Origin of the sequence: Paenibacillus agaridevorans (assembly GCF_003112455.1) — a bacterium.
GTDB classification, from domain to species: domain Bacteria; phylum Bacillota; class Bacilli; order Paenibacillales; family Paenibacillaceae; genus Pristimantibacillus; species Pristimantibacillus agaridevorans.
Map to the genome: position 1 here is coordinate 178,272 of NZ_BDQX01000339.1, position 12,898 is coordinate 191,169.

General features: G+C 54.1%; 14 protein-coding genes. 10 read left to right on the forward strand and 4 right to left on the reverse strand.

Going from position 1 to position 12,898, the window contains the following annotated elements; translation table 11 throughout:
- Positions 1–98: 98 nt before the first annotated feature.
- Positions 99–530, reverse strand: a complete 432-nt coding sequence (locus PAT3040_RS27135) for a DUF4395 domain-containing protein (protein WP_307719180.1) — start codon at positions 528–530, stop codon at positions 99–101.
- Positions 531–699: 169 nt separating this feature from the next.
- Here PAT3040_RS27135 and PAT3040_RS27140 point away from each other — a divergent pair, with 169 nt between their 5' ends.
- Positions 700–1,056 carry a nucleotide excision repair endonuclease gene (locus PAT3040_RS27140; RefSeq protein ID WP_108995141.1) on the forward strand — a complete coding sequence of 119 codons (357 nt, stop codon included), beginning with the start codon at positions 700–702 and terminating at the stop codon, positions 1,054–1,056.
- 1,060 nt (positions 1,057–2,116) lie between these two features.
- On the opposite strand, the gene pdxR is transcribed toward PAT3040_RS27140, so the two are convergent.
- Complete coding sequence (pdxR, locus tag PAT3040_RS27145; RefSeq protein WP_108995142.1) at positions 2,117–3,535, reverse strand: MocR-like pyridoxine biosynthesis transcription factor PdxR; 1,419 nt, start codon at positions 3,533–3,535, stop codon at positions 2,117–2,119.
- 135 nt (positions 3,536–3,670) lie between these two features.
- Between pdxR and PAT3040_RS27150 the strand changes: the two genes are divergently transcribed.
- Together PAT3040_RS27150 and PAT3040_RS27155 are read left to right on the forward strand one after the other, a co-directional pair.
- Entirely contained in the window at positions 3,671–4,381 is a 711-nt protein-coding gene (locus tag PAT3040_RS27150) for an aspartate/glutamate racemase family protein (protein ID WP_108995174.1), read from the forward strand.
- Positions 4,382–4,598: 217 nt separating this feature from the next.
- Positions 4,599–6,305 carry a hypothetical protein gene (locus tag PAT3040_RS27155; RefSeq protein WP_146200569.1) on the forward strand — a complete coding sequence of 569 codons (1,707 nt, stop codon included), beginning with the start codon at positions 4,599–4,601 and terminating at the stop codon, positions 6,303–6,305.
- Between the two features lie 54 nt (positions 6,306–6,359).
- Here PAT3040_RS27155 and PAT3040_RS27160 read toward each other — a convergent pair whose 3' ends face one another.
- Together PAT3040_RS27160 and PAT3040_RS27165 are read right to left on the reverse strand one after the other, a co-directional pair.
- Complete coding sequence (locus PAT3040_RS27160; RefSeq protein ID WP_258235180.1) at positions 6,360–6,869, reverse strand: SRPBCC family protein; 510 nt, start codon at positions 6,867–6,869, stop codon at positions 6,360–6,362.
- 50 nt (positions 6,870–6,919) lie between these two features.
- A complete protein-coding gene (locus PAT3040_RS27165) occupies positions 6,920–7,258 on the reverse strand; it encodes an ArsR/SmtB family transcription factor (RefSeq protein ID WP_258235181.1) in 339 nt (112 codons plus the stop codon).
- A 133-nt stretch (positions 7,259–7,391) separates the two neighbouring features.
- On the opposite strand from PAT3040_RS27165, the gene PAT3040_RS27170 reads away from it, so the two are divergent.
- The 7 genes from PAT3040_RS27170 to PAT3040_RS37475 form a co-directional block, all read left to right on the forward strand.
- Positions 7,392–8,162: an NUDIX domain-containing protein gene (locus PAT3040_RS27170; protein ID WP_087572089.1), complete on the forward strand. Its 771-nt coding sequence runs from the start codon at positions 7,392–7,394 to the stop codon at positions 8,160–8,162.
- Positions 8,163–8,219: 57 nt separating this feature from the next.
- Positions 8,220–8,870, forward strand: a complete 651-nt coding sequence (pnuC, locus tag PAT3040_RS27175; protein ID WP_108995145.1) for a nicotinamide riboside transporter PnuC — start codon at positions 8,220–8,222, stop codon at positions 8,868–8,870.
- Positions 8,863–9,855, forward strand: a complete 993-nt coding sequence (locus PAT3040_RS27180; RefSeq protein WP_108995146.1) for an AAA family ATPase — start codon at positions 8,863–8,865, stop codon at positions 9,853–9,855. Before pnuC ends, PAT3040_RS27180 begins: the two co-directional genes overlap by 8 nt.
- Before the next feature lie 45 nt (positions 9,856–9,900).
- Complete coding sequence (locus PAT3040_RS27185; RefSeq protein WP_181376865.1) at positions 9,901–10,812, forward strand: ADP-ribosylglycohydrolase family protein; 912 nt, start codon at positions 9,901–9,903, stop codon at positions 10,810–10,812.
- A gap of 100 nt (positions 10,813–10,912) precedes the next feature.
- Positions 10,913–11,917 carry a helix-turn-helix transcriptional regulator gene (locus tag PAT3040_RS27190; protein ID WP_108995147.1) on the forward strand — a complete coding sequence of 335 codons (1,005 nt, stop codon included), beginning with the start codon at positions 10,913–10,915 and terminating at the stop codon, positions 11,915–11,917.
- Positions 11,910–12,212, forward strand: a complete 303-nt coding sequence (locus tag PAT3040_RS27195; RefSeq protein WP_108995148.1) for a putative quinol monooxygenase — start codon at positions 11,910–11,912, stop codon at positions 12,210–12,212. Before PAT3040_RS27190 ends, PAT3040_RS27195 begins: the two co-directional genes overlap by 8 nt.
- A 388-nt stretch (positions 12,213–12,600) precedes the next feature.
- A partial coding sequence (locus PAT3040_RS37475; protein WP_181376866.1) for a hypothetical protein occupies positions 12,601–12,898 on the forward strand: 298 nt, incomplete at its 3' end.

A 12,898-nucleotide genomic window follows, 5' to 3' on the forward strand; every position in this document is an offset into this window, starting at 1 on the left:
CCTACCTCTAAACGCGGTCGCTCACCCTCGAAAGGCCTCGATAGAGGATTTCTCATCATTTCGCCATAACGCAGGCTAGTTGCATATATCCACGAGGCCTATTGAGATCCATGCCGCAATCTTCTAGCGCGGAACTGCTTGTATTGGAAGTAGATCGTGCAGCCGATGCAATAGCCGAGCAGGGCGGCGAGCGCCGCGGCGCCCATCATAGCGGCAAAGATATTGCCCGCGGTGCCGAAGCCTAGCAGCAGACTAACAAGCGAAGCGGTCAAGAACAGAACTGCGAGCAAATTGTTAAATCGCTGGAGTTCGACAGCCTCGGTGCCGGAACGTGATACGAGGCTGCCCAAGAACGGGCGAGCGATGCGGACGAATAGATTGGCCTTTGCGCCAAAGGCGAGGCCGATTGCTTGTATGAAGAACAAAACGGCGATAATCCAAACGGACTGAGTGATGAAGAAGGCAATTAGTGACAAAACGATGCCCGCCTGATTGCTCCTTACGTATGGAATAGGAATTTCCTTCACCATTAAACCAACTTTCTTGATTGGAATTAAAGTCATTAAACTGAGTATAATCTGACGCGAAATTTTTGGCAATGGGAACGATGAGAGGATGACAATGAAGATTCCTCTAAACATTCGGGCTGTATTGTGATAGTATGGTTCTGTCTAATGTGAGAAGAGGAAGTGACAGAACATGATCAATATTACAATCCCGGAGCCGGATGTTACGATTCTCAAACAGAAGGATCCGCAGCTCAGCCATATTTACGGCTTTACCGATTTCCACTTGATCACGCGGGAGAAGGGCGGATTTTTTGCCTTCTATAACGACAAGGACGAGCTGCTGTTCGTCGGCAAAGCGAGGAAGCTCAGACAGCGAATCAAAAAACACTTTGAGGATACCGTATCCGTGATGAAGAACCATCGGGAAGAGGTAACGAAGATCGAAGTGTTCGAGAACGAAAGTCCGCTAGAGCGGGAGCTGTATGAGACGTACATCCTTAACACGCGGCAAGCGAAATATAACGTAGAAAAAGTGTTCTACAAGTAAGAGGACCGCGTCAGCGGGCTATATAAAAAGCAATTCGCAGACAGGAATGCATAGGCCTGTGCGGATTGCTTTTTTTTATATAATAAAGTCATTTTTTCCATTTCGGAGCGAAACGCGCTGCTTTGCCAAAGGACGGCGACGGCCGTTCACCGTGCCACATAATAAAGTATAAGTTTTCGGTCTTCGAAAACGGATTTCTTATTGGCGATATTACCTACCTTATGCTTCCGAAGCGGCTTTACTTAGCAAGCTGGAGGTCGATCATCTTCGAGAGGCGAGGGTAGAAGTTTTCTCGTGGCGTTCTCTGATGTAGATGTGTTTGTACAGTTTATGCCAATATTCCAGCTGAGGGCTTGGCGCGTTTGGTCGCGGATGGTGGTAATTGGAGTGCTGGAGTTGGATTGCTGTTGCTGGAGTGCTTGCGCTAGTATACGACCTTGGATATTTTCACATGCGTTATAACAATTGAGCGAAAATACACAATTATGATGTGGATAGAGCAATGAATTCGTACATTTGTACATTTATACACAAATTTTGTTTCAAAAAGGTCCCTAACGACGATATGAGGAGAGGATTTGTGTATTTTCGTACAATTTGATGTGCAGGAGGCCCATCTCTTTAAGAAATTGGGGAGAAATGCACAAATGTGTAGAGCGGTCGATTTCCTGGCCATACCATGTACAGCCTCGGCAATGAGTTCTCTATAGGAGATGGTGCGATACGAATAGGGGCGACGAGTGGTCTACAGCGGGACGTTCGTGGTGATGTCGGCCGTGCTGACCTTAGTCCCCGAGGGTGGAACTTCTCGTCGAGTAGATGTTGGCGTCTACTGAGAGAATTGGAGTGATAGCGTCGCTGATGTCCGTTAAGTTCGTGGTGCGCGGTGAGGCGGAGTAATATCGAGTTTTATTTGGTAGGAGCTGCACGTATAGCACCATGTGGCTGCTGCACCCGCACGTATAGCGCCGTGGGTACAGCTCCGGTACTTCGAGCACCATGGGATCCGCGCCCGCCAGGGGAGAGATTCGTCTCCCCCTTCCCCTTTGGCTTCACCCCGTCAGTCCGCCGCCGTTATCGCTCGGGCCAACCGTTCGACGCCGTCCGCAATGTCCTGCGGCGTTAAGCCGCCGTAGCCCATGACGATCCGGTTCTCGTGCCGACCGCGCACAAGCGCGTAATGCTCCACGGCGTAGACATGGACACCTTCGCGGGCAATTTGCGCCATTCGTTCTTCGGTGAAACGGACTCCCGGCACTTCCACGACGAGATGCATCCCCGCGGACTCGCCCAGAATGCGGGCCTGCGGGAGATGCTTGCGGAGATTGCTCGCCAGCGTCTCGCGACGCTTGCGATAGATCTTCCGCATGCGGCGAATATGCCGGTCAAAGTAACCTTCCTCCATAAAGCGGGCGAGAATAAGCTGCTCCAGCATGGCGGTGTGGCGGTCGGCGAACCACTTTAGCCGGCGATATTCCTCGACGTAACGGATGGGCAGGACGGCGTAGCCGATGCGGAGTGACGGAGATAAGATTTTGCTAAAGGTGCCGACATAGATGACCCGTTCCGGGTCCAACCCCTGCATGGAGTGGACGGGCACGCCTTCGTACGTGAATTCGCTGTCGTAATCGTCCTCCACAATGAGGCAATCGCTCCGTCTGGCGTATTCGATGAGCTGGATGCGACGCTGGATGGGGAGCGTGCCGCCGAGCGGAAACTGATGGGACGGAATAACGAAGACGAAGTCGGGAGCTTCTCCCGCCGGGAGCTCCTCGGGCAGGATGCCCGTATCGTCGACGGGGACTGGCAGCAATTCAGCCCCGGCATAGGCGAAAATCGTGCGCATCTCGTCGGTGACGGGATCCTCTACCGCTATGCGCGCCCGCTTGTCCCGCGAGAGCAGGCCTGTAACTAGCTGCAGCGCTTGCGTCGCGCCCGTCGTAATGACGATCTGCTCCGGGTGGCAGCGGACGCCTCGCGCCTGCAGCAAGTAGCGGGCGAGCACGCTGCGCAGCTCGGACGCTCCTTCCGGGCTGCCATAGCCAAAAGCGCGCTCCGGCGCATACAGGCAAATCTCTTTCGCCAGCCTGCCCCATGCAGCGCGGGGGAAGTAGTCCGCGGCGGGATGCGCGGCCCGAAAGTCGATCATGCCCGGGGGAGGGGGTGGCCTTGCGATTGAGGCAGCGGACTGCCCCTCGACGTCGCTGGACATGGCCTGGGCGATGGTCGGAAAATGTGAGCCGGCCGCCACGTAAGTGCCGGACTGTGGACGTATTTCCAAATAACCCTCGGCAAGCAATCGATCGTAGACTTCCAGTACGATATTGCGCGACACGCCGATAGAGGAGGCGAGCTCGCGGCTGGAGGGCAGACGCTCGCCTTCGACAAGCTCGCTTCGCAGGATGCGCTGCCGCAGCTGCTCGTATACTTGAACGGTCAGCGAAGACTCGGCGGAACGGTCAACGGGAAACCATAACATGTGCGGAACCTCTCCTTACATACGTCTTGGCATTAGAACTGGTACTATGAATATGTGCCATTCCTGGTCCTTATGGAAACCAGTATACCATGTTATGCTGGAGTTATATAAGCGGGAAGGGACGTGCGGGTAATGATGAAGACGATCGGATTAATCGGCGGACTGAGCTGGGAGTCGACGGCCGACTATTACAAATATATTAATCGAGGCATCAGCGAACGGGCGGGAGGATTGAGTTCGGCCAAATGTTTGCTGTACTCCTGCAACTTCGAGGAGGTCGTGCAGCTGCAAAAGGCGGGAGAATGGAAGCGGGCCGCCGAACTGCTCGCCGATGCCGCGAAGAAGCTGGAAGCCGGCGGCTGCGATACGATACTGATCTGCACGAATACGATGCATGTCGTCGCGGGGGAGGTGCAAGAGGCGGTAAACGTGCCGCTGCTGCATATCGTGGAGACGACGGCGGCGCAGATCAAGAAGAACGGACTTCGCCGCGTAGGTTTGCTCGGGACCCGTTACACGATGGAGCAAAGCTTCTACACGGATCGCTTGCGCGAGCATGGCATCGAAGCTATCGTGCCGGACGAGGAAGATCGGATCCGCGTGCATGATGTTATTTTCGGCGAATTGTGCAAGGGAGAATTAAATGCGTCTTCCAAGGCGGAATATATCGCGATCATCGAACGTCTGCGGGCACGGGGAGCGGAAGGCATTATTCTCGGCTGCACGGAAATTCCGCTGCTCCTGAAACAAGGGGATATCGACATGCCGCTGTTCGATACAACGCGCATCCATGCGGAAGCAGCGGTGGAGTTCGCCCTTGCGTCTGTGCCTTCCGTCACTGTATAGATGCTGCCCATCAATCGCAAAGAGTTAAACGAGAGTCCTGTCCACCGCTGTAATAGCGGATCGGTCAGGGCTCTTTATGCTTCTAGAAGCTATTTATCTGCGCAGATAACAGGCTTTCATGAACAGATTCCCGGCAAGCAGAGCAACTTTGAAGCCGGTTGGAGCGTCCAATAGATGGAAGATAGTGGCTGGTTGTATGCAGAAAGGGGCGGTTGTATTGAAGTTGTTTAGTCGAAAGCGGATATTTTTCGTTCTGATCCTGTCCATAATTATCGTACAAGCTTGCAGCAAAAACGGTGAACTAGATAAAAACACGGCTAGCTTGGCTTTGCCTTCGGAGATCCAAGTCGTTAAGGTCATTAACGAAGAGAGCGGCGTTGTGACGGAACATCGCGATCTTGACGGGATCGAAGCCATCGTGGCAGGACTGGAAAAAGCGGAGCTCTCTTATATTGGCGATCCGGAGCAATCAGGCATTCTGTACAAGCTCGAACTGGTCGGAAGCGATAGAAGTTTGATGCTCTCGCTGAACGACTTGCGCCAAACCAATGGTTCGGCTCCCAGCGGCAAGGTGTATGCGGAAGGGACAAACGAATCCGGCGCCCAGGCTTGGGCATTAACGTCGGAATTGATCCAGCGGATACTCCAGGGAGATCGAGATGATAGCGAGCCCGAGCTGACGGTCACCATCGATGAAGACAGCGATACGGTCCTTTTGATCGGCAACCGGGATATGGATCGGGAATCGGTGGAGCTTGCGATCCAATCGACGATATATGATGCCAGTAGTTTGGGAACGCTTGACTATCGTTATGCGGTGGAATGGACCGATAATCGACGCGCGGTCGTCCGGTTTACGGAGCTGCCACCGGAGAGCGCTGTCGGATTTATGTTAGAAGGAACAATGACGTCGGAAGGCAAGCCGGTTAAGGCTGTATTGCCTTACGAGGGAAGAGCGGTCATCGTGCATGCGGGCAAGGCATGGAGCGGGATCAGGTGGACCAACGTCCAAGGAAAAGTCGTTAAGGAGCATGCCTTCGACTCGGCGGTGTATATCGGTACGTCATGCTGCCCAGGGGAAGGCGGAACAATTATCATGTACGATCGGGACGGCAATCTGGACCGGCTGGATCCCGAAACGGGCGAGGTGTCTCGCGTAGACCGCGTGGAATGGCCGGAATTGACGGTGAGCAGGTCGAGCGACAGCGGCGTTCAAGATTTGTATGCTTTTCCCGCGCAAGGGGAAACCTACTATATCGCTAAAGGGTTGGAATTTGTCTATCTGGTGGATCAGGCGGCCGATTTAAAGAAACGAATTTATCATTCGGAGGAAGCTTCGATATATGGGATTGCGTCATCGCCGGATGGCGACAAGGTTGCCGTACTGACGGATTCGGAGGGCTTTTTGGGCTCGTACGCGGATTTGTGGATTTTCGATGCGACGGGAAAACGGTTGGCTCATCACGAGAAGGCGGCTTACATCGGACATAGCGACGGATGGCATTTCGTTTATCCGATGGCTTGGCTGGATTCGGATACCGTTGCCGTACCGCTTATCGGCCGTTCGGATTTGGTTATGGGACGCGGCAAGGCGATTTACGATGTAAAGAAGGGATTGCTCGCCGAAGAAGCAAGCGTGACGATGCCTGAAGTTGCGTTAGAGATCTTAAAAGGAGCGATTCCGGGCTGGAGCGGTGAACGGATGGAAATTATTCGTGCATTGCCGATGCCGCAGGCGGGCGACGAAAGCGACCGATATTTCGCCGCACACATCGCCGGACAGGGCACCTTCCTGATCGACTTGCAAGAGAAACAAGCCTCCCGGGCAGGGGCGGGAGCATTGTTAGGCTGGACATCGGATGGCAGCTTGCTGACCTGGTATTCCGCGGAAGGGAAGTATCCCGAGGTTTCGCTGTTGGATTGAAAGCGAGCAGGACCGCAAGCGTCGCGGATGCGAGGTTTGCGGTCCTGCTGCCGATTATTGAAGCTCCGCCAGGTAGCCATCGAGCTCGTCGAAGGAGCCGTCGAAGCCTTGCCGCATAGACTCGAACATGCTCTGGTAGAAGGCTTGCTGCTTTGGCGTCGCGTTATGGGGACCGACGGTGATCGTAAGGGTCGTTCCTCCATCTGCTTCTGCAAATGATATATCATGGTTCACTTCCAGCGGGAAATCGACAAACTCGGGGCCGAACGGAGCGGGGAATGTGTTGCCTTCTTCATCCGAGAAACAATTCAGGAAGACAAGCTTCTCAGGCGCATCAATCTCGCGATAAATGAACTTGGCCCACATCTGGTGGCCGTCCGGGTTTGTCAGGCGATAATGAAAGAGGCCCTGCGGCTTCAGCTCATGCTTCGCGACATGCAGCGTCGAGCCTTTTGGCCCCCACCATTTGCTCAGATGCTCCGTCTCCGTCCATACTTTGAACAATAAGTGGCGCGGAGCCTTAAATGTACGAATGATCCGCAATTGTCCTTCTGTGGTTGTCATGTTCATACCTCCATTTGTGTTTGATGATCGGCTACCGGCCCTTATACGCGTTATTCATCCGAACCTTCTTGTATTTCCTGCAAATAATCGTCCAAACGATCCAGTCGCTCGTCCCAGATTCGCCGGAATGTGCCGACCCATGCGTTCAGCTGTTGCAGCGGTTCTGGACGAAGCTTGCAAATTCGGCGGTTTCCGTCGGGAATCATCGTGACGATACCGATTTCCTGAAGCACGCGAAGATGCTTCGACACCTGCGGTTGATTCAGGCTTAAGCGTTCCACTATATCGCCAACAGTGAGCTCTCCGTCCCGCAGCAGCTCGACGATTCGAAGGCGTGTGGGTTCAGCGATGGCTTGTAATATTTCGTTCATGACCATAATATACGTCATGAGGAATATTCCTGTCAAGGCATGTAGTGTATTGACGAGGGGGAGTCTTGACATTTCAATCAATTATGTCATAATGATGTTATCAAATCGACATTCCGTGAACGAGAACAAATTAGTTAAGCAGGTGAATTCAATGTCTAACGAAGAACATTCCGACGCCTATTCGCCCGAAAACTTCCGTACGCCGGACGGCGCTCCAAGCGATATCGTCATCTTTACGATAACGTCGAGAGAGAAGGCGACGCCGAAGAAGGCATTGCCGACGCGCGAGCTGCAGGTGCTGCTGATCAAGCGGAAGGTCTGGCCCTACGAAGGCAAGTGGGCGCTGCCCGGCGGCTTTTGCAAGGAGACGGAAAGCATGTACGAATGCGCGCTGCGCGAGCTGAGGGAAGAAGCGGGCGTAACGGACGTGCATATGGAATACTTCAACGTTTACAGCAAGCCCGGCCGCGATCCGCGGGGCTGGATTCTGTCCCATGCTTACTTCGCATTGGTGCACGAGCACAAGCTTATCAATCGGAGAGCGGATACCGACGCGTCCGATGTCCGCCTGTTCCCTCTGGAGGAGGCGCTTGCGATGGAGCTTGGCTTCGATCATGGCGACATGCTTCGCGACGCGCTTGCGAGAGTGCGGGAGAAAATGCTGACGACGACGATCGCGCGGGAGTTTCTGCCCGAGGAATTTACGATCAGCGAGCTGTACCAGGTCATACAGACCGTTGTACCGACGTTCGAGGAGCCCAACTTTATCCGCAAGATTACGTCCACGCAAAGCCGCCAAGGCATTATCGAAGAAGCGCGGGATTCCGAAGGCCGGCCCAAGTCGTCCAATCGTTATTCGCAGCGTGCGGCCCAGCTTTACCGATTTACCGAATATTCGCCGGGGCTGTCTATTTACGGCTAGGCGATTTTCTTCTCGATTTTGATATTATCATATCGACAATATAAGGAGGCGCTTATCATGAACAACAAATGGCTCCTGCCGCTATTATTCGCCGCGATGCTGGCCATCGCCTGGTTCACGTCCTCGACGACGCTGGAAATCGTCGCTACAACTACGGGACTGCTCAGCGTATGGCTGACCGCCAGGCAGAATATCTGGGCTTGGCCTGTCGGATTGGTTAATGTCGGCTGCTTCTTCTTCATGTTCCTGGAGGTGAAGCTGTATGCCGACATGATGCTGCAGGTCGTGTTCTTCGTGCTCAGCATCTACGGCTGGATCGTCTGGCTGACCAAGCGGGAAGGCGCCAAGGTGCGCCCGACGCGGAATCTGACGAAGCCGCTTGCGATTCTTCTCGGCATGCTGGCCGTCGCCGTGACGGCGCTATGGGGGTACTTGCTTCATACGCACACCGACGCTTCGATTCCGTACGCGGATGCTTTTATCGCCACGCTCAGCCTGATTGCCCAATTTCTGCTCTCTTCGAAAATTTTGCAAAACTGGCTGGTCTGGATCGCCGTCGATGTATTGTCCGTCGGGATGTACTTCTACAAGGAGCTTTATACGCTGGCGTTCCTGTACGTCATCTTCCTCGGCATTGCGACGAGTGGATATGTTTCGTGGAAGCGGGATTACGATAGAGCTGTGAAAGGGGGAACCACCCTTGGATGAGCGGCGGATCGGATTGACGCTGGGGAAGTTCGCTCCGCTCCATAAGGGGCATCAATTCATGATCGAGACTGCGCTCGAGGAGATGGATGAGGTCATTGTGATCATTTATGACTGCCCCGAGACGATTTCGATCCCGCTGCATGTCCGCGCCGACTGGATTCGCAGGTTGTATCCGGGGACGGATGTCATCGAAGCTTGGGACGGACCCAGGGAGACTGGCTATACGGCGGAGATTATGAAAGCTCAGGAGGACTACGTCCTGGGTCTGCTCGGAGAGCGCAAGGTCACGCATTTCTACTCCAGCGAGCCGTACGGCGAGCACATGAGCGTCGCGCTGAACGCCGTTAACCGCCAAGTCGATCTCCAGCGGCTGACTGTTCCCGTATCCGGTACGGCAGTGAGGAACGCTCCTTATGAAAACCGGCATTATTTGAATCCCATCGTGTATCGAGACTTGGTGACCAAGGTCGTATTTTTGGGCGCGCCTTCGACGGGCAAGACGACATTGGCCGAAAGTATGGCGAGGCATTATAGAACGGCGTGGATGCCGGAGTATGGCCGCGAATATTGGGAGCAGAACCAGATCGACAGAAGACTGACCCTGGAGCAACTGGAGGAGATTGCGTCCAGCCATCTGGAGAGAGAAGAGAAAAAGCTCCAAGAGGCGCGCGATGTGCTGTTCGTGGATACCAATGCCATTACGACGTATATGTTCTCGCTGTATTACCACGGAGAGGCTACTCAGGGGCTAGCGAGATTGGCCAGGGAGGCGGAGACAAGATACGGACTTGTCTTCTTATGCGATGCGGATATTCCGTACGACAATACTTGGGATCGTTCGGGCGAGGTGCAGCGCGGGGAATTCCAACAGGCGATCATGGACGATCTCAGGGAGAGAGGCGTGCCGTTCCAGATTCTGCGAGGTACTCTCCGGGAGCGGGAGGAGCAAGTGGCGGAGGCTCTTAAACGTTTGGATCCGCTATGAACATTGCTGAAGGTCGAATAGGTTTCATGGAAGGAGATTCGGGATATGGCGGATGTGAAAGTTTTTGACCGATTAAAGGGAGGCTTATATGGCGTAGCTATTGGCGATGCGCTCGGAGGAACGACTGAGTTCATGAGCGTAAAGGAGATTGAAGAGAAACACGGCTTCTTGACGGAAATCATCGGCGGAGGAGTCTGGCGTCTTGCGCCGGGCGAGGTGACGGACGATACGATGATGACGTTATGCGTGGCGGATGGCATCTTGCTACAGCCCCGCCAGCCGCTCGATTCAATCGGCGAGAAGTTTCTGGAGTGGTACGAAACGCGGCCGAAGGATGTCGGCAACATAATCCGCTATGCTATCGAGCACTACGAAGGGAATTGGTTCGAAGCCGCCCTGTATACGGACCAGATGATGGGACAAAGCGCCGGCAACGGGTCTCTGATGCGATGCCTGCCCGCTGCGCTGGCATATCCGGGATTGGCCGAAGCGGAGCATATCGCTCGCCTGCAATCCCGCATGACGCACTATGATTCGAGGTGTGACGAAGCATGCGCGATCTATACGCGTATCGCATACAGACTGTTGCAAGGAGAGGAGCTGCGTGATGCTCTCTGGACGGAGGTGAAGGGCACGGAATACGAGCCTGCGCTGACGGTACCGCCGAATTGCGAACCTGGAGGTTTCGTCGTCCATACGATGCTTTGGGTTGTCTATCTGCTCGCAACGTCGACCGACTTCGAGCAAGTGGTGCAGCGGGCAGCCAACCTTGGAGGGGATTCCGATACGATCGGTGCCATTGCGGGGGGCTTGGCAGGTATTTATTGCGGTTACGCGGGAATTCCGGCTCGTTATGCGGAAGCCATTATGATTCGGGAGCGGCTGGATGAGACCGCGGCGGCGTTAATGGATATTCGCCAAGGCAGCAATGGCCAAGTAATACAGGCCGGAGGGTAGATATTATAGATTTAAGAAACTATCCCTGACCGTCTTTGTCAGGGATAGTCGGTTATACTAGACATATAACCGTCTACCGAATTAGGGGAGGGTGGTTGGAATGGGCAAAGCTGATAATATGCTGGCGATCCTATGGATGCTTCGCTCCGGCAAACGTATGACCGCGGGGCAATTGGCCGAGGAGCTTGGCATTCATGTAAGGTCTGTTTACCGCTACATCGACTCGCTATGCGCCAGCGGCGTGCCGATCGTGGCGGACAGCGGCCCGAGTGGCGGCTACAGCATCCTGAGCCGCTTCAAGGACTCGCCCCTGCTCTTCGATCACGAGGAACAGAGGAGTCTTATCCATGCCTCCGTGTTCGCCAGGGAAGCCGGTTACCCGCATTCGGTCGCTTTGGAGCGGGCGGTAGGAAAGCTGAAGCAATACGCGAACGAGAAACAGCTGGATCTTTTGGAGCGGCATGAGCAGGGCTTGTCCGTCATTTCGCCTCCTCTCGAAGAAAAGTACCAGCACTTCCTTCGGATGCTGGAGGATGCCGCGGGTCAAGGGCAAACGCTTCGGATGGCGTATGACAAGGGCAAAGGCGACCAGGTACCGGCAAGGCTGTTCGACCCGTACGGAATCGTGTACTGGAAGGGCAACTGGTATGCGGTTGGCTATTGCGGATACCGCGAAGATATTCGCAGCTTCCGCGTCGACCGAATGACCGGACTGCATGCAACGGAACTCGGCTTCCATCGGCCGGCCGCATTTTCCGCTAGAGATTTCCTGCTTTCGCATCTGCTTCCGTCCGAAGGAGACAGTCGGAGCATGAAGACTGTTCTCATTCGGGGACAAGAGCAAGTGTTGAACGAATTATGCCGGCACTGGCTGTTCGGCCATGCTTTGGCCGAGCGTCAGCCGGAGGCCGCCGTCTTCCGATTGGATAGCGCCTTGTTGTCGACGTATGTGCCTTATTTCTTAATGCCGTACAGCACCTCGCTTACCATCGAATCGGTGCCTCTGGCCAGACGCATGGCGGAAGCGTGCAGAACCATGGCGGAGCATTACGGGGCGATGTTAACGAATCTGGAGTTACGAGGAGAGGGAGAAGAAGATGGATAAATTTACGATGTTTGGACAACTGAAGGCTCATCCTGGCATGAGGGATGAGCTTGCGAGACGGATGCTTGAAAGCGCGGAGACTTTGGAAGGAATGGATGGCTGCCTCTTCTATATTTTAAACGAGTCGGAGGAGGATCCCGATGCGTTATGGATCATGGAGCTGTGGGAGAACAAGGAAGCCCACGCCGCGTCGTTGAAGAACGAGAAGGTGAGAGCTTTGATTCAAAGCTGCATGCCTTTGATCGCGGGAACCAGCTCCGTGCCGATACGTCCTATTGGCGGGAAAGGTTTGTAAATTTAGCGTCGGAGGTTTAATTCCGACTATTTCTATCCGAAATGCGTAAAAAGCATTGACAGCAGGGGGAATGCCCCTTATGATGGGTTCAGGCGAATTTGTATCACGAACTAGGACAACTAAAGAGCACAGCATCCACTGGACCACCAGAGATTTGTTTGAAAGCGCATGGGCGCTTTTCGACGAGTCTCTTTTTTTATCCTGAATTCACAAGTTGAAAGTAGCTGCTGCTGCCATTCGTCAGTGTGCGGCGTTCCATTCCATCCGAGAAATAGAGAAAGCCTATGCTTCCTGTATTTCAAGAAAAGGAGGTTGTTCCCCTCTAGCTTACTTGTTGCATGGTATTTTACTATTATAATTCCAATTAATTAGATCGGAGATGTGTGAAATGAGCGAAATCAAAAAAACACGCCGCTTTGTTTCCCTGCTGCTCGCCGCCGCGATCGCGGTTCCGGTGTTCGGCGCGGCCAACGTCAGCATACAAGCAGCGCCTTCCGTCGTTCCGGCAGCTCCCGGCAACGCGGGATACTTCGGCGACCGTTACGAAGCATTAGCAGGCAAAGAACATGTATTCGAGACGGCAACTTATTATGAGCTGGACTACCTGTTGCGCAATGCGCCGACAGGAGCGGACGACAACTACGTCATCCTTTTCGGCGGCTCGTGGCAGCCGGAGACGCAAGCCG

What these genes read in the sequence shown, in the direction of transcription:
- PAT3040_RS27135 (WP_307719180.1), bottom strand. Translation starts at nt 530, where the DNA reads ATGGTGAAGGAAATTCCTATTCCATACGTAAGGAGCAATCAGGCGGGC.
- PAT3040_RS27140 (WP_108995141.1), top strand. Translation starts at nt 700, where the DNA reads ATGATCAATATTACAATCCCGGAGCCGGATGTTACGATTCTCAAACAG.
- pdxR (WP_108995142.1), bottom strand. Translation starts at nt 3,535, where the DNA reads ATGTTATGGTTTCCCGTTGACCGTTCCGCCGAGTCTTCGCTGACCGTT.
- PAT3040_RS27150 (WP_108995174.1), top strand. Translation starts at nt 3,671, where the DNA reads ATGAAGACGATCGGATTAATCGGCGGACTGAGCTGGGAGTCGACGGCC.
- PAT3040_RS27160 (WP_258235180.1), bottom strand. Translation starts at nt 6,869, where the DNA reads ATGACAACCACAGAAGGACAATTGCGGATCATTCGTACATTTAAGGCT.
- PAT3040_RS27165 (WP_258235181.1), bottom strand. Translation starts at nt 7,258, where the DNA reads ATGACGTATATTATGGTCATGAACGAAATATTACAAGCCATCGCTGAA.
- PAT3040_RS27170 (WP_087572089.1), top strand. Translation starts at nt 7,392, where the DNA reads ATGTCTAACGAAGAACATTCCGACGCCTATTCGCCCGAAAACTTCCGT.
- pnuC (WP_108995145.1), top strand. Translation starts at nt 8,220, where the DNA reads ATGAACAACAAATGGCTCCTGCCGCTATTATTCGCCGCGATGCTGGCC.
- PAT3040_RS27185 (WP_181376865.1), top strand. Translation starts at nt 9,901, where the DNA reads ATGGCGGATGTGAAAGTTTTTGACCGATTAAAGGGAGGCTTATATGGC.
- PAT3040_RS27190 (WP_108995147.1), top strand. Translation starts at nt 10,913, where the DNA reads ATGGGCAAAGCTGATAATATGCTGGCGATCCTATGGATGCTTCGCTCC.
- PAT3040_RS27195 (WP_108995148.1), top strand. Translation starts at nt 11,910, where the DNA reads ATGGATAAATTTACGATGTTTGGACAACTGAAGGCTCATCCTGGCATG.